Here is a 16,999-nt window from a genome sequence, read left to right as displayed (position 1 = left end):
TGCTAACTATCTAAGACATGACAATCTGAGGAAGAGTCGCAGAAGGGCAAATATCCGCCAACTCACACGCTTCACAAGCAGGATTGCGTGCCTTACAAATAGCACGACCGTGATAAATTAACCGAATTGACCAATTTTCCCAATCTGGTTGTGGGAGTAAACGCATTAAATCTCGTTCAATATGGATAGGATCTGCATACTTAGTCAAACCTAAACGTTGACTGAGGCGCTTGACGTGAGTATCAACTGTTACTCCAGCATTAATTCCAAAAGCATGGGCAAGAACTACATTAGCTGTTTTGCGTGCCACACCCGGAAGTTTCAACAGTTCTTCCATCTGTTTTGGCACTTCTCCACCAAAGTCAGTGACAATCATCCGACAAGCCGCTTGAATATTCTTTGCTTTATTTCGATAAAACCCTGTGGAACGCACTAAGGTTTCTATCTCTGCCACATCAGCATTAGCCAAACTAGGTGCATCTGGGAAACGACTAAATAATGCTGGTGTTACCATATTCACTCGCTCATCCGTACACTGAGCAGAAAGAATAGTTGCTATCAACAATTGTACAGGCGTTGAGTAGTTCAAAGAGCAAGTGGCATCTGGGTAAAGGCGTTTCAAACGGATGAGGATCTCTAGTGCCCGTTGTTTTTTAGATGATATTTTACGTGTATTATTCACTACTGTAATTTTGCTAAACCTCACCAGCGAATAATATAATTTGCTGCTAAATAAACTTAGCCCACCTACGTGGGCTAACTACACAACTAATGCTTTTAACCTAAGCTTGATTGTACTAGAAGACTATTGGAATAGTTTTTGCACCCACTCCAACTGAGAAGTTTCTTTAACAATGAGAAAAATACCCAGTCCTAAAAGTAGCATTAAACCGGTTTGCATTACACCTTCTTGAACGCGAGTGGGCAAAGGTTTACCGCGCAATCCTTCAATCATCAGGAAAGCGAGTTGTCCTCCATCCAATGCTGGTAAAGGCAAGATGTTGATGATAGCTAAGTTAATACTAATCAAAGCAGCAAAGTAGAACAAACTACCCGTATCATTTTGGGCGATGCTCGCACCAATCTCAACAATTTTAACTGGCCCAGCTACTTGACTGGCTGTTTCACCAAAGTTTGTAACTAATTGCTTAAAACCTTGAAATGTCATGAAAATAATACGCTGAAATTCTTTAGCGCCAAGGTTTAAAGCTTCCACGGGATTATTAACCCGACGGCGTACAACTTTACCGTTAGGGGCTAGTCCAACGCCTATACTACCTCCATTTGGTTTAGCTTCAGGAGTAACAGTCAAAGACAGCTTTTGGTTATCACGGGCAATTTCTAGTTGAATTGGCTCGCCTGCATTAGTTTTTATTATTTCCCTTAAAGCTTCTATTTCTTGCAGTGATGTACCAAATTTTTTGTTATTGGCTGCTACAATCACATCTCCTGGTTTAATTCCAGCATCGGATGCAACTGTACTTACTTCTGGTGCTAATTGTTGGATATAAACTCCCGGTTGACTTGCTTGGGAAATACCAACTAAGTTCACCTGTGCAACTAACAAAAAGTAAGCAAAGATTAAATTTGCTATCACTCCAGCGCTGATGACGATCGCCCGATCTAAAATAGGACGGTTACGCAGCAAGTTCGGATCATTGGGTGGAATATCACTATCCGGATCGTCGTCAGGAAAGCCAACAAAACCTCCTAAAGGAAACGCCCGCACAGCATATTCAGTTTCTGTCCCTTGGTACTTCCAAAGAATCGGGCCAAAGCCCAGAGAAAAGCGGTTAACGTGAATACCTTGAGATCTTGCTGCAATGAAATGTCCCAGTTCGTGTACCAGGATAAGAACAGCTAAAACTGCGATCGCCGCGAAAACTGACATAGATAAATATTTGTGAACTAATTTAACTATACTTTTCTCTATTTTAGAATGAGTACCAGCTTACCATTGGTCTGCAACAGAGCATATTTTCTGACTTTTTTGCTAATTCCTGAGGCTGAGTGGTAAATGAACGAATCCCTGTGAATAGGTGAATTTTTATATTTTGCCTGACTCTAGGCAAAGACAGTGGGTAATTTTTCTATCAACTTCGTGCACAGATGCAAAGGCGATCGCACTTATCTCCAAATTTGCTTCTAGTAGTGTGCGATGCAAAGCAAATAGTGAGAGGTTATAGATCCCGACTTTTCTCGTTCCCAGGCTGGAGCCTGGGAACGCAATTCTAGAGGTTCTACCTATAGTGAGTACGGGAGGCGGAGCCTCTAAAACGGCATTCCTTGCTAGAAGCAAGGAACGAGTCATTGAGGTAGCGAGGTTGGTGAGGCATTTTTCACTATTGAAAGACAAGAATAAAAAACTAATATACGAGTCTTTCATCCTCGCGAACGAGGATTAGAACCTGATGAACGAGTGTTTTATTCTCGCGAACGAGGATTAGAACCTGATGAACGAGTGTTTTATCTTCGTCAACGAGGATTAGAACTTGCTCAATGAGTTTACATACTCATTGAGAGCGAATAATTGCCCCAAATTTACAACACCTCACGTCCAAGATAAGGTTGTAAAGCCTCTGGTATCTGCACCGTGCCATCCGGTTGCTGATAATTTTCCAAAATAGCCGCCATTGTTCGCCCTACAGCCAAACCAGAACCGTTGAGTGTATGCACTAACTGCGTTCCTTTCTTGCCCGCTTCCTTAAAACGAATTTCAGCTCGTCGCGCTTGGAAATCCACAAAATTGGAACAACTGGAAATTTCCCGGTACTTGCCAGAAGAAGGCAGCCAAACTTCTAAATCATATGTTTTCGTGGCAGAAAATCCTAAATCACCAGTGCATAACTCGATGACTCGGTAAGGTAACTTTAGTGCCTGTAAAATTGCTTCTGCGTTGCCCACTAATTTTTCCAGTTCATCAAAGGAAATGCTGGGATGGACAAATTTTACCAATTCCACTTTGTTAAATTGATGCAGGCGAATTAACCCCCGCATATCTCTTCCATAACTCCCAGCTTCACGACGAAAACAAGGAGTGTAAGCACAGTGGTAGATAGGCAAGTCTTCAGCAGCCAGAATTTCACCACGATAAAGGTTGGTGACAGGTACTTCCGCTGTTGGAGTGAGCCACAAATCATCTTCAGCGCATTTGAAACTTTCTTCTGCAAACTTGGGTAATTGTCCAGTCGCTGTGAGAGATGCGCTATTAACTAAAAATGGAGGAATAACTTCCACATAACCAGCTGCGATTTGGCGATCGAGCATAAACTGAATTAATGCTCTCTCCAGCGCGGCACCAGCACCAATTAATGTCACAAAGCGACTTTGAGCAACTTTAACAGCTCGTTCGACGTTAAGAATTCCTAACTTTTCGCCGATTTCCCAATGGGGAAGGATATTCGGATTTTGTGGAATGTATTCATCACCCCATCGCCGCACCTCGACATTATCTTCCTCACTCTTGCCAATAGGTGTAGAGTCGCTAGGCAGATTCGGAAGTGCCAGTACGAGTTCTTGGATTTGTACTATTAATTCCTTCTCTTGGGGTTCGAGTTCACTTAATGTAGCTTTAATCGAGTTGCCTTCTTCCCGCAAAGCTTTAATTTCTGGATCTTGAGGATTGGTGCCCGATTTAATCTTTTGCCCAACCAGTTTACCAATTTCGTTACTGCGTGCTTGGAGTTGACTTCGCTTTACTTCTAATTCGCGTTGTTGCTGATTCAACTCTACTATTGGCTGAATATCGTAGTTGCCACCACGAGTATTCAACCTCTCCTGAACAAGTTGTGGATTCTCCCGTATTTGCTTAATATCCAGCACAGATTTTTCTCAATTGTTAGCCTACTATCTTCATTCACCACACATCAGCATATTCTAATTTTGATTGGTGCCGACTGCAAAAAGTAAGTTTCTTAAAAATAAAAAATTTAGCCCTAACATTACTGCTAGGGCTACTACACTGCTATTTTCTATTTTGGATTGGCTGTGGAATAGAAGGAGCATTGGTTATTCATTTGTCATTTTTATAGCTGCGGTTTCTTGGCTGGCTTCCGAATGTTTAACCATACCATTACTGCTCATTTGATTCAGACTATACTGATTACTTACCAACAATTGCTCATCTTCTTTAGAATTTGTAGGCGAGGGCAGCCAGTATGCAAGTACGCTGGATAAACCACCCCAATATAAAGCTAGATTATCCTTATCCCGTTGAAAGCCAATCTGTACAACACAAAGTAAAATCACTACTGCACTAAAGAAAACCTGTACTCCAAATGTCCATGTTTTATGATTGTTCATAATAGAAGACCTACAATTTTTATTAATAATTTTGTACTATTTTATGTTCATCCATTAGTAGGATGCTTGTTTAATCAATCTGTATTAGTCTTCACACCTATAACTCATGGTTTCGGAAAAGTACAATTTTGCTTTTGGTAAATGCAGAACAAAAGTAAAGAAATGGAGTCAGAAATTAGTTTAGATTGCCTAAACTTCTGCCATATCAGAACTTAACGTGTGACGCGATTAAGTAGCCAAATAGATCCTACAAGACCAGCAAAGTGGGCTGAAACCGTGTTGGTGTTTGCTTGCACTACCAACATATCTAGCCCGCTAATAATTCGATTGGGGTCAAACAATTGGGTAGTAATCGCCTGGGGAGATATAGATCTTGCTACCAGAGTTCCGACGATCGCCTGCGCTCCTAAAAGAGTTAACAACATTCCTATCAAATTCACCATCAGTCCCAGCCGCAAGATTTGCACTGTTTCCAATTTGCCTGGGTGGTTGCTGGGATTTGAAGATAATAGTTGTCTGCCAATTCGCGTATAACGGAAAGCCAAATAAATACCCCCACCTAAGGTAACTAGCCCACAAACCGCCAAAAACACGCCCAATCCATTACCTGGATTATTACTAGGACTACCTGGTCTTTGGCTAAAAACGGCAAATAACAGCACAATTATGGCAGAAACGACACCTAGCACTAGCTGAATCCAAAAGCTAATCCAACCAGTGAGGCGAAATGCTTGGGCAATTGCTCGACGTCGAGAGGAAGATGATTGAGAGTCTACTGACATACTGATCACCTAATGTGCTGGGTGCTAGATAAGTTTACTATCATATGTCTTCACATCATCTGGAGTATTTCAAGTATAAAAATGCAAATGAGCATACTGATGTATGTGTGTCAAGAGGTACAAGCATTAGAAAAAATAATTTTTAATCAGCATAATCATTGATGATTCGCACTGGGATAAACCTTGTAAAAAAAGTGTTTATTAAGTTTTACAGAAAAATTTTCATGCTACCTTTATTATTGCTAAGGCAACACTTTATGCTTAAGCAGTTCTCACATCCTTGGCATCACTTAACACTAAGACAACGGCTTAACCGTTGTCTATTTGCTCCTCACCACACTGCCTCAAGCTTAGGATAGGAGTGCAAATTTTTGCACCTCCATAGCTGGCGCATTCATCATGGCGCTGTCTAGCGCCCTCCCACAACTAAATAGTGTGGGTAATGTTTCGCAGTTTGCGCTTTGCAAATCTAGCCTAAGTTATATACTTAACCAAACCAGAGGGTAGCACTATATACCCCCTATCGGGATGTTAAGCCTAACCTCCAGGTATTTTTTTAGTCATTCATCACTTACCATGAAACTTGAGGATATATATAAATTCTTTGAAAATCCTCCGCCAACTTACCTTTGTCAGGAACTAGCAGTTTGTTATATCTTGTACGTTGTGCTACAAGGGGAGTCTTACGGAACCGAGTTAATCCAACGATTGGAAGCTGAATACCCTAACTATCGGCTTTCAGATACCGTACTTTATAGTGCGATTAAGTTTCTCGAAGATCATAGGGCAATCACAGGGTACTGGAAAAAACTTGAAGGAAGGGGACGTCCCCGGCGAATGTACCAAGTTTCCTCAGAATGGATGTCACAAGCACAGGATTTAGCTCGTCTATGGCAACAGTATATAAGTTAAGTAGGAGGACAAGTTAATTGATAATTGATAATGAATAAGTCCCCTCCACTAAAACAGTAACAATTTAGATATGGATACTGCTATTCTGCCATCCACGTTGCTGCTAACTTTGTTGTTATCGGTCGGGCTATTTTTCTTTATCCGTGCCTCTGCCAAAGACCGTACAGAAGTAGTGCAACTGGTATCTGAACAAGATGAAGCTACTTTAATGCCTCAATTAAGGGAGTATTTTCAAATGCGGTCTTACCGAGTGGCAGCGGTAGATCCAGAAAAAAACCAAGTGATTTTTGAAGGTACGGTTCGTCCTAGTTGGTTTTTAACTGTATTTTTGACGCTGCTAGCAACTGCTGGAATTCTTTGTTTATCACTGGTTTTGTCACTGCTTTTTCCTAGCCTCGGTACTACCTTTGTATGGTTAGTCTTGTTGTCGCCTTTATGTGGAATTTTCTACTGGAAAAAAGCTGAAAAACTTGAGAAGGTGTTACTGCAACTGGATGTAAACCAGAGTGAATCACGCTTCTCAAGCAAAATCACTGTTACAGCCCATCGCGATGAACTCATTGAGTTACAGAGGGCTTTGAAGCTGAAGCCTTGTGAATAATCGTGAGATCCGGTAACCATCTGTAAATCAACAATATGTAGACTTTTGACTAAACTTTCAGAAAATGAACTTTAGGGAGGAAGAATAACAGCTCCTCATGTAATCGCTATTCTCCACAACGATTTGAATCTTTAGTGGAGAGCAAGCCTTAATTTTTGACACCCAGGCTTGGCGATTTCCCAACGATCTATTTCTCGCATCCACCTAAGTTAGCTGGTGTGGGCGATCGCTTGAGATTAAATTTAACCTCAGCCAAGAGCACTTTTATTCTTACTCCCTGGTACATTTTCATAACTACAAACCAAATCCCACAAACACCATTGCTTAATGGAATTTAATTGCCCAAGTCCAGACAGCTACCCCTACTGGCAAACTCGCTGAAAACTAAAAAAATAATGAAGTTATTGAATATCTTTAGCATTTTGCCAGTTAATAAAAGTCAAAAGCCACATTCACAATCCACGCTCATCTTGATGGTCTATCGACTAGCCACAGCTACAGGTTCCGAGCCAGAAGGATTTTCTAAAATTCTCAGGCTTGGGAATAAGAAATGGTTCTCTTCTACATATTGAGCACCAAACAATCCCTTTTCAGCCCAAAAATATCTGTCTGTGGTATGTTCGTTACGCTTCACAAGTAGTAAAGCGGGTGGCAAAATCCCTTCAGCTTGAATGAATTTTCTGGCTGCTGTCACAGGTTTATCTTCGCCACTTTCAATGCTATATTGAGGCACATGTTCAAGAATGCGCCGCCCTTCTTGGCGACGACGGCTTTTCCGCTTCCGTCTCCTTGCCAACCTATTTTCCTCCTCTTTGCAAGCTACGTATTGTAGTTATAGCTACAAAATCCGTCGTAATTATAAAAGTTCTAGTTTAAAAGATCAACAGTTTTTAAACTTTTGATACAACAAGCATATTTTTTTGAGTGTAGATGAAAGGAAACAGGGTTGGGGGAAAACGAATCCACCCACAAGGGGCGAGGCTTTCAGCCTTTACTTTTTTTTGTAAATAAAAAGCAGTCAAAGAATAATGCGCTAGGGCGAGGCAAAACTTAAATGGTTTAGTTATGCTTTGTTACATAAACAACTCCTGCCTTTTTCTTGTCTTACCTGAAATCTAAAATTTTAAGCAAGAGCTAAAAAATGTTAATGTCTGCCAGTTCTGAGTTTGTTGTTCTGTGTCAAGAGCAAATGATGTTGTTAGCCCAGGGGTTAGGAGCGTCTTTAAGCGTTGTGTATTTAACCCAAGAATTGGTAGAAGCTCCGACAAATGAAGCGAAACTGGTTCCTGTGGTGGTTTATCCAGAGACGGCAATGGGGCGACAAGGAGTAAATGCATTGGCATTGCCAAAGTTTAACCAAAAGTTACTGACAGCAGCAAAAGAATTTGGAACAGAAGATACAACTGCATCAAATTCACAACAGGAATTACTAAGTGGCGATCAAATTTTTCTACCTCTGATTTATGAAGATGTGATGATGGGGTTGCTAGTCACAGCCAGGGAAGATAGGGCATGGAATGAACAAGAGCGCAGTCAAATTGAGCGCGTTGCTCAAACCCTGACAATAGCTTGTATTTTAGATCAGCGTCGAACATGGTTGGAGGTGCAATTGCATCAACAACAAATTTTGCAAGAAAAGCAGCAAGATTTGCTGGATAATTTATTGCATCAATTTCGCAATCCACTAACAGCATTACGAACCTTTGGCAAACTGCTGATGAAGAGATTGCGAGCAGGAGATGCCAACCGAGAGGTAGCAGAAAGTATTGTTCGGGAAAGCGATCGCCTGCAAGAATTGCTGCAAAAGTTTGATGAAGCAATTGACTTGAGCGCAGAAGATTTAGCACCTTTGAAACTACCAGAAAAGAACGAAGTATTTGTAGAAGCAACAGTAGAAAAAGAAGACAAACCTGTACTATTATTACCGGGGGCTGGAGAGAAAAAAACAGAATGTTATTTAGCTGATGTATTGCAACCTTTATTAGTTTCAGCTCAAGCAATAGCTCAAGAGCGAAACTTGCAATTAATGTCCAATATTCCGTCTAATTTACCATTAGTGCGGATTAATCCTAAAGCCTTAACAGAAGTGTTAAGTAATATTATTGATAATGCTTTAAAATACACTCCGCCAGGTGGTAAAATATTAATTCAAGTAGGACAAGAAAAAGATAATTTCCAGGGAGTTACTATCACAGATAATGGCCCTGGCATTCCACCCGAAGATTTAGAACATCTTGGTGAAAGGCATTATCGAGGTGTGCAAGCTCAAACTGAAATTCCTGGTACAGGCTTGGGTTTAGCCATAGCCAAGCAATTGGTAGAACAAATGCAGGGAAAAATTGAAGTTTTTAGTCCTGCTCTTCCCTCAAAAATTTCATTACCTCAAGCACCAGGGACTACATTTATTGTTTGGTTGCCTGTTGTAAGTGATTAATGTGTTCTACTGAAATACAAAATTAAGCGATCGCACCCATTCGATTTGAGGAAGCGATCGCATTTTAAATTAAACTCAGTTAATTCTAATAGCGAGATAGAAGCAAATTAGATTCTAAAGTCAAATCCAAATCTCTTTGAGGATCGATAGAAACAACTTCCACTTCTCTTCTGCGCAACAGCACACTGGCTAAAGCGCCAGCAGCACCACCAGCGATAGGCTCTAGAACTTCTATTTTACGGTTGCCTGTAATTAGTGAAATTACACTAGCAGCACCTGCCCCAATAGCCGCATCTGTTAATATCGTCCCCGTTTTAGCTCCTTTCTTAATAGTTTCTTTTCTAGTCACTATCTGAGAAGTTGCATCTATAGTTTGCCGCCTACCGTCACGAAAAACTAGTTCTTTTGCCACATAGCGAGAACCTTTATCACCATTTCTAGCGGTTGCAGGTTCTAACTGCCCTTCAATTTCAGTTCCTTCCGGAATTAAGAGATTTCCATTCCTATCTACAATATTCCTGGCAACTGTTAATTTTAAAGATGATGTTTCATTAGGAGTAACCAGAATTCTATCTTTTTCGTAAGTCACAGGAATTCTGACTCCACGAGGAATTGAAACTGTTCTTGATTGACTTGTGACTCGACTGCGATTAAAAAGATCCGGTGTTTGTGCATTGGCACCAACAGGGGCAAATAAAGGCACAATTGTACCTGTAGTAATTGCCATTGCCATAACTGCGGCAGTTCCAGATTTCCAATATAGAAAGCGATTCATAATAAGTCCTTTTGTGTCTTTGTATCTTACTGATTTTGACGTGATTTTACTGATATTGTTTCTGAATTTTTAACTTATCTACCTATCTATTTATATATGACAAAAGTCATAGCACCAAGGTCATATATAGTATGTGAAGCGCTACTCAAATTTTCATATTATGCTCATCTCTATTCGATAGATATAAATTAACTATCTATAATAATAATGACGCAAATTTATTTGAATTTGTTCCTGATATTTTTACATCATCTATCTCGGCAGATATATGTCAATCAATAAACTTCTTCCATAAATCACATTAGTGCTCACTTAGGCTAGAAGCCTGAGGCTACACAAACTAAGCCTGCCTACGCCCTAAATACATCATAGGAACATATTTTCTTTTCTGTAAAATTCCGGCGTCTTGTGACTTCTCTCCACCCTACGGTTATTGAGAATGGTGAAAATCTCATTAACGGGCAAGTATCAAGGTAATAGATAAGTTATCAAAGAACAAGACTATTTGACATTTAGATAGTTAATATGTGATTACCAGCAAGCTTAATTTTGATAACCAGGAGTAATTGCAGAGTTTCTCTAAAAAATATTGAATTTAAAAAAGTTAAAGGACATTTCCATCTGCTAAAAAATGGTGCCAAGTTATGTATAACTCTTTGGCTAAAATTTAATATAGAAGTAATTCCTGTCTATCATCAAATCCTGACTATTTAAATATCAAAATTACTTTCATCTCCACTTTACCAAGAGGAAAATGCGGAAAGAATACCAAAGAATCTCACTTTTTTGCTAGGAGGGTAAAACAGCCACACCTTCTCGCACCTACTAAACCTCATGGTTAAAATTTGCAACTAACCCCTCCCATTTTTCCTATGCTCTACTTTTCTAGTAAAGAAACTTCTTCTTCTGCTTTCATTAAAAAAAGATTGTTAATGAACTTAATACTATGCTGTACATTCCTAGTTGCACCACCTCTGACACTAGAAGCTGAGAAGGATAGCTAAAGGATAAAGGCTCTATTCTCTCAGGCTAGGTTTAATTTTTATATAACTATAGTAAAAAAGGGTTACTTAACAGGAAAAAAATTCTCATGCTAATGTTAACAATTGTAAAAATAGAGTCTTAAAGACTAGAAACATGATTTTTAGCTAGCTAGACTAGCAAACAGAGTACCTGTGCTGCTACTTATTAAAAATGTGTGGTTTCCTAGCCTAGATGATTCCAGTACAACTCATCCTAAAAAACTTCCTCAGTTATCGTGATACAACTTTAGATTTTCGCGGATTGCATACTGCTTGTATTTGTGGAGCCAATGGTGCGGGTAAATCTTCTTTATTGGAAGCGATTACCTGGGCAATTTGGGGAGAAAGCAGAGCTGCTTCTGAAGATGATGTTATCCACACTGGTACAAAAGAAGTGCGGGTAGATTTTACCTTCAAAACAAGCGGGCAACAAACTTATCGAGTCATTCGTACCAGAGCGCGGGGTGGTAGTAGTGTTCTGGAATTTCAAATCGAAACGCCAAATGGATTTCGTTCGCTGACTGGCAAAGGTGTTAGAGCAACGCAAGACCAAATTTTACAACATATAAAACTGGATTACGATACTTTTATTAATTCTGCTTACTTGCGTCAAGGTCGTGCAGATGAATTTATGCTGAAGCGCCCCAGCGAGCGCAAAGAGATATTAGCTGAGTTATTAAAACTGAATCAATATGATGAATTAGAAGAACGAGCAAAAGAATTATCGCGTCAGTTTAAAGCCAAAGCAGAAGAGTTAGAACGTTCTTTAGAGTCGATGAAAACTCAACTGCAACAGCGAGATGCGATCGCCCAAAAACGTGCAGAGTTAGAAAGCGAACTGGAGCGCTTGCAACAGGTACAGGCTTTTGAGAATGTTCAATTACAAAGTTTGCAAGTTGTACAGCATCAACGCCAAAATTGGGAAGAGCAACTGAATTTTGTTAGGCAGCAGTACCAAAATTTGACAGGAGATTGCGATCGCCTCGAACAGGAGCGGGCAAGCTCAAGAAGTCAGCTATCTTTATTAGAAGAGTTATTAGCTCAAGAATCCCAAATCAAAGCTGGATATACTCACTATCAAAATCTGCAATCTCAAGAAGAAGGGATGAGCGCTAAATTTGCAGAATATACCCGCGCTCTTGCAGCTCGTCAGCAAAAGCAGCAACAGCTTTCCAAACAAATTCAAGATATGGAGCGACAACTGCAACAAGCGCAGGCGCAGTTGGAAGCTTTGCAACAACAACAGCAGGAGATTCAGCAAACTCTGAGCAAGTCAGGTGAGGTAGAAGAAGCGTTGGCACAATTAGCAGCAGCGCGTCAGCACCTTGCCCAGCTGGATCGGTTGCAAATGCAAGTAGCTCCGCTGTTACAACAAAAGGCAACTTTACAAAGTCAAATAGATAGAGTTCATGCCTCTTTGGTAGCAAGATTAGAGCAACTAGAAGCTACGCAAAATCAACTACAAGGGCAGCAGCGACGCCAGCCGCAACTACAACAAGCGGTGATGGAAGTAGCAGTACAGATTGAAGAATTGGAGAAAAAGCGGGTATATTTGCAACGAGTTCAGGAAAAAGGACAGGAAAGGCGTCACTTTATTGAAAGATTGCAAGCTCACCAACGGGATTTTGAAAGGCTGTTGGGAGAATTAGAGCAAAAATTGCAAATGCTCCAGACTCCGAATGCAATTTGTCCGTTGTGCGAACGCCCTTTGGATGAGCATCACTGGAATCGCGTGGTGGACAAAACTAAGACTGAGTACAAGGATACGGAAGAGCAGTTGTGGGTAGTTCGCGAACAAATGGCTGTTTCAGATCGAGAAATTCAAGTACTCAGGCAGGAATATCGCGAGATATCCCAGTTATTATCTCCCTATGATGGGTTACGCGAACAAAGGGGACAATTGGCAGCACAGTTGCAAGCTACCACTGATGTCGAACAGCAAATACAACATATCGAAACACAAAAGCAACAACTAGAGCGATCGCTGCAAATTGGTGATTACGCTCATGATCAACAAGCCGAACTGAGTCAGCTAAACCAATATCTGCAACAACTCAACTATAATGAACAAGACCATGCTCTAGCTCGCAATGAAGTGGAACGCTGGCGTTGGGCAGAAATTAAGCAAGGGCAGATTAAAGATGCAACTAAGCGAGAAGCACAAATAGCAGCACGTCAGCCGGAACTAGAAGCACAAATTGTCCAATTGCAAGCTACAATTGGGCAGGCAGCTACTGATTCTGAGTGCGCCAAAGAAATTGCTGTCTTAGATCGCCACATTAGCGAACTTGGCTACGATACAGAACAGCATAACAACCTGCGAGCCTCAGTCCGTCAAGCCCAAGCTTGGCAGTTACGCTATCAACAACTACTAACCGCGCAGCAACAGTATCCGCAGCTGCAGACAAGAGCACAAGAATTAGAGGTGGCTTTGCAAGCAAGGTGGGTAGAGCGGCAGAAACTCAAACATCAAATAGACAGTATCGTTCATCAACTCCAAGAAACTGCCAATCCGATCGCTCAAATTCAAGCTTTAGAACAGCAGCTAGCAATCCGCAGACGCCAACTCGACGAACAACTCGCCCAAGTCGGGCGCTTAGAGCAGATGGCGCACCAGTTGGAAGTTCTCAAGAATCAATACGAACAACAGCAACAACAACTACAAGAAGTCAAACACCAATATCGAACTTATCAGGAATTAGCACAGGCATTTGGTAAAAACGGCATCCAGACGCTGATGATTGAAAATGTCTTGCCTCAACTCGAAGCAGAGACAAATCAATTACTTTCACGACTGAGTGCTAATCAATTACACGTACAATTTGTTACTCAAAAAGCCGGGCGCAACGGTAAATCTACCAAGAAAAATAGCAAGTTGATTGATACTTTAGATATTTTGATTGCTGATGCTAGAGGCACGCGAGCTTATGAAACTTACTCTGGTGGAGAAGCGTTTAGAATTAACTTTGCGATTCGTTTAGCCTTGGCGAAATTATTGGCACAAAGGGCTGGGGCAGCATTGCAGATGTTAATTGTAGATGAAGGTTTTGGAACGCAAGATAGCGAAGGATGCGATCGCCTGATTGCAGCAATTAACGCGATCGCCCCCGATTTCGCTTGTATCCTCACCGTTACCCATATGCCCCACCTCAAAGAAGCTTTTGCAGCCCGCATTGAAGTTAATAAAACTCAGCAAGGTTCACAGTTGCGTTTGTTAGTTTAAATAACAGCCGTATTTTTTCGGTTATATTTTTTGTAAAAAATAATATATTATCAGAACAATCTACTGAATACACTTCTTGTAAAGATAAGCACAGTCTTAGCATTGTATTTTAATATAGGGCTGTGCATCTTCTTTGTTGATAAGTACGTACAAAAGTAGAACCAAGGCAGGAGGCAGGAGGCAGAAAGCAGCAGGGAAGAAAGTTTTTTAATTCTATCAATATGGTTACAAATAATACTAAATATCACAGCCGTAAAAAAGGCTCAAAAACTTTATTAGCTCAAGAAAAAATCCTGCGCCAAATACCAGTAGGGGTAATGCTATTGGGAGCAAAGGCAGAAATTTTATTTTGTAATGCTATAGGTTGTAAATTGCTGCAACGTTCAGAAAAAGAATTATTGGGAACTCCTGCTTTTGGGAATACCTGGCAAGTTACCCAAGTAGACAATACAGCTTTTGCTAACCCAAATTTGCTACTTTCTCGCCAAGAAAATTTGATTTTGAGTATTTCTCATCCCAATAACTGCGAACGCATTTGGTTACTGGTGAATACCCAGCCTCAGGATGGTACAGAACAGGTAATTTGTACCTTTAGTAATATTATTGAACGGCAAAGCTGCGAACTGATCCTGCGTCACACCCACAATCGTTTGGAGCAGCAAAACCAAGTGCTTTTGGCGCTGGCAAAAAGTAGAAACTTGGCACAAGGCGATTTAAATTCAGCTTTAGCCAAAATCACCGAAGCTGCCGCCGCTACCCTTGGATTAGAACGCGTCAGTGTGTGGCACTACAATAGCGATCGCTCTAAAATTCGCTGCCTTAACCTCTACGAACAAACACTCAAGCGGCATACCAGTGGTGTAGAACTTTCAGCAGTAGACTATCCAGTATACTTCCAAGCTTTAGAAGCAGAGCGTACCATCGCAGCAGATGACGCCTATACCGATCCGCGTACCTGTGAATTTGGCGTAGCCTATCTGCCTGCGGTTGGCGTTACATCTATGTTAGATGCACCAATTTGGGTGGAAGGTGAGATGGTAGGCGTTGTTTGCCATGAATATACAGGCGGTGTGCGCCATTGGAGTTTAGAAGAACAAAATTTTGCAGGCTGTATCGCTGACTTAGTGACTTTAGCTATCGAAGCAAATCAACGTCAAAAAGCTGAATCAGAACGCAAACAGACAGAGTTAGCTCTAGCAAAGCGGGAACATTACCTGGCAACCCTGGTAGAAGCACAAAGGCGGTTACTGGCTGATGATACTGCTGGCAATTGTTACGCACACATCTTAGAATTACTTGGACAAGCATCGGGAGCCAGCCGCGTTTACTTATTTGAGAACCATCAAGACGCAGCAGGATGCTTGCTTACAAGTCAGCGTGCCGAGTGGTGCGCAAAAGACATTACACCAGAAATCGATAACTCACAACTGCAAAACTTATCCTTGCAAGAAGTTCTTCCTCGTTGGGCGGAAATTTTAGGAAAGGGTGAAATCATTGCAGGTATAGTCGCCGAATTTCCAGAATCAGAGCAAAAGTTTCTTGGCAGACAAGAAATTCTTTCCATCCTGCTTTTACCGCTAACAGTCAATAACAAATTTTGGGGTTTTATAGGCTTTGACAATTGTACAGAAGCACGTGCTTGGGATGCTTTAGAAATAGATTTGCTGGCAGCAGCAGCGGCAGCAGTAGCTCTGCACCAAGAACGAGCCTCGGCAGAAAAAGCCCTATTTGAGGCTAAAGATGAACTAGAAATTCAAGTTGAAAAGCGGACAAAAGCTTTAAAAGATGCCAATGAACAATTATTAGTGGAAATTGTGGAGCGTACTTCTGCTGAACGTGCCCTGCACTCAGCAGTTCAAGTAGCCCAAGAGCAAAGTTTAGAGTTGCAGCAAGCTTTAGAAAACCTTAAAAATACTCAAACCCAGCTCGTTCAAAGCGAAAAAATGTCTTCTCTTGGTCAGATGGTAGCTGGTATTGCTCATGAAATCAACAATCCCATCAATTTCATTGTTGGTAACTTGGCACACGCCGAGCAATACATATCTAACTTATTAGATATGTTGCGCCTTTACCAAGAACATTATCCTCAACCAGTCTCGACAATTGTTGAGCGATCGCAAGACATAGATTTTGACTTTGTGGTGATGGATCTGCCAAAGCTTTTAGAATCTATGCAAGCTGGTGCTAAACGTATTGGTAATATTGTCCTTTCTTTAAGAAATTTCTCACGTCTTGACGAAGCCGAGATGAAACGGGTGAATTTGCACGAAGGAATTGACAGTACCTTATTAATTTTGCAGCACCGACTCAAAGATAATCTCCACCATCCTCAAATTGAAATTATCAAAGAATACGGCAACTTACCTGTTGTTGAGTGCTATCCAGGCAAGCTCAACCAAGTTTTTATGAATATTCTTAATAATGCGATTGATGCATTAGAGGGATTAGGAAGAAGAAGGGAAGAAAAAGATGAGGAAGATAGGGAAGATGGGGGAGAGAAAAACTCCCTACACTCCCCACCCGCTTCTCTCCACGCCCTTCTTCAAACTTCCCACACTCCCCAATCCTCAGTACCCAATCACCAGTACCTAATTCCACAAATTCGTATTCGTACAGAGCTTGTTTGTTCGAGTAGAGTTCGCGTCAAAATTGCTGATAACGGTGTTGGAATGAGTGAACAAGTTAAAGCACGAGTTTTCGATCCGTTCTTTACCACAAAACCCGTAGGTAGTGGTGTCGGTTTGGGATTATCGGTTAGCTATCAAATTATTGTCGAAAATCACAAAGGTGTTTTGAAATGCACTTCACAACCAGGGCAAGGAGCAGAATTTAGTATTGAAATCCCGATTCGGCAGGCAATTGCTGCTTGGGAGCAGCATCCTCTGGATCTGTGATGATTGTGATATTTTGGAAAATGCGATCGCTATTTTCTACCCACTGAGGTATGC

At 41.1% G+C, this 16,999-nt stretch carries 13 protein-coding genes; 5 read left to right on the top strand and 8 right to left on the bottom strand.

The annotated features are described in order from the left end of the window. Window positions 1-10: 10 nt before the first annotated feature. The 6 genes from nth to UYC_RS0114160 form a co-directional block, all read right to left on the bottom strand. A complete protein-coding gene (gene nth / locus UYC_RS0114180) occupies window positions 11-682 on the bottom strand; it encodes an endonuclease III (RefSeq protein ID WP_016879551.1) in 672 nt (223 codons plus the stop codon). Window positions 683-805: 123 nt separating this feature from the next. Then, on the bottom strand, window positions 806-1,891 hold the full coding sequence (rseP, locus tag UYC_RS0114175) for an RIP metalloprotease RseP (protein WP_016878419.1): 1,086 nt from the start codon (window positions 1,889-1,891) through the stop codon (window positions 806-808). Between the two features lie 156 nt (window positions 1,892-2,047). Further along, window positions 2,048-2,311 (bottom strand): hypothetical protein, encoded by a 264-nt coding sequence (locus tag UYC_RS37830; protein ID WP_148125391.1) that lies wholly within the window; start codon window positions 2,309-2,311, stop codon window positions 2,048-2,050. A 230-nt stretch (window positions 2,312-2,541) separates the two neighbouring features. Next, window positions 2,542-3,822, bottom strand: a complete 1,281-nt coding sequence (gene serS, locus UYC_RS0114170) for a serine--tRNA ligase (RefSeq protein ID WP_016878418.1) — start codon at window positions 3,820-3,822, stop codon at window positions 2,542-2,544. A 186-nt stretch (window positions 3,823-4,008) separates the two neighbouring features. Then, on the bottom strand, window positions 4,009-4,302 hold the full coding sequence (locus UYC_RS0114165; RefSeq protein ID WP_016878417.1) for a hypothetical protein: 294 nt from the start codon (window positions 4,300-4,302) through the stop codon (window positions 4,009-4,011). A 212-nt stretch (window positions 4,303-4,514) separates the two neighbouring features. Further along, on the bottom strand, window positions 4,515-5,084 hold the full coding sequence (locus UYC_RS0114160; RefSeq protein WP_016878416.1) for a DUF3611 family protein: 570 nt from the start codon (window positions 5,082-5,084) through the stop codon (window positions 4,515-4,517). Window positions 5,085-5,660: 576 nt separating this feature from the next. On the opposite strand from UYC_RS0114160, the gene UYC_RS0114155 reads away from it, so the two are divergent. Both UYC_RS0114155 and UYC_RS0114150 read left to right on the top strand, forming a co-directional pair. Beyond that, on the top strand, window positions 5,661-5,996 hold the full coding sequence (locus UYC_RS0114155; RefSeq protein ID WP_016878415.1) for a PadR family transcriptional regulator: 336 nt from the start codon (window positions 5,661-5,663) through the stop codon (window positions 5,994-5,996). A gap of 70 nt (window positions 5,997-6,066) precedes the next feature. Next, window positions 6,067-6,597 (top strand): cofactor assembly of complex C subunit B, encoded by a 531-nt coding sequence (locus UYC_RS0114150; RefSeq protein WP_016878414.1) that lies wholly within the window; start codon window positions 6,067-6,069, stop codon window positions 6,595-6,597. Window positions 6,598-7,075: 478 nt separating this feature from the next. On the opposite strand, the gene UYC_RS0114145 is transcribed toward UYC_RS0114150, so the two are convergent. Continuing rightward, window positions 7,076-7,393: a DUF3155 domain-containing protein gene (locus UYC_RS0114145; RefSeq protein ID WP_016878413.1), complete on the bottom strand. Its 318-nt coding sequence runs from the start codon at window positions 7,391-7,393 to the stop codon at window positions 7,076-7,078. Window positions 7,394-7,738: 345 nt separating this feature from the next. Here UYC_RS0114145 and UYC_RS0114140 point away from each other — a divergent pair, with 345 nt between their 5' ends. Next, window positions 7,739-9,031 (top strand): sensor histidine kinase, encoded by a 1,293-nt coding sequence (locus UYC_RS0114140; protein WP_016878412.1) that lies wholly within the window; start codon window positions 7,739-7,741, stop codon window positions 9,029-9,031. Window positions 9,032-9,116: 85 nt separating this feature from the next. Here UYC_RS0114140 and UYC_RS0114135 read toward each other — a convergent pair whose 3' ends face one another. After that, the gene (locus UYC_RS0114135; RefSeq protein WP_016878411.1) at window positions 9,117-9,806 is read right to left on the bottom strand and encodes a hypothetical protein; all 690 of its coding nucleotides are present in this window, start codon (window positions 9,804-9,806) and stop codon (window positions 9,117-9,119) included. Between the two features lie 1,215 nt (window positions 9,807-11,021). Between UYC_RS0114135 and sbcC the strand changes: the two genes are divergently transcribed. Together sbcC and UYC_RS0114125 are read left to right on the top strand one after the other, a co-directional pair. Further along, window positions 11,022-14,051: an exonuclease subunit SbcC gene (gene sbcC / locus UYC_RS0114130; RefSeq protein ID WP_016878410.1), complete on the top strand. Its 3,030-nt coding sequence runs from the start codon at window positions 11,022-11,024 to the stop codon at window positions 14,049-14,051. A 221-nt stretch (window positions 14,052-14,272) separates the two neighbouring features. After that, window positions 14,273-16,945 (top strand): GAF domain-containing protein, encoded by a 2,673-nt coding sequence (locus UYC_RS0114125; RefSeq protein ID WP_016878409.1) that lies wholly within the window; start codon window positions 14,273-14,275, stop codon window positions 16,943-16,945. Window positions 16,946-16,999 lie beyond the last annotated feature (54 nt).

Source organism: Chlorogloeopsis fritschii PCC 6912 (genome assembly GCF_000317285.1).
Taxonomy (GTDB): Bacteria; Cyanobacteriota; Cyanobacteriia; order Cyanobacteriales; family Nostocaceae; genus Chlorogloeopsis; species Chlorogloeopsis fritschii.
This window is presented reverse-complemented; position numbering and strand designations above follow the sequence as displayed.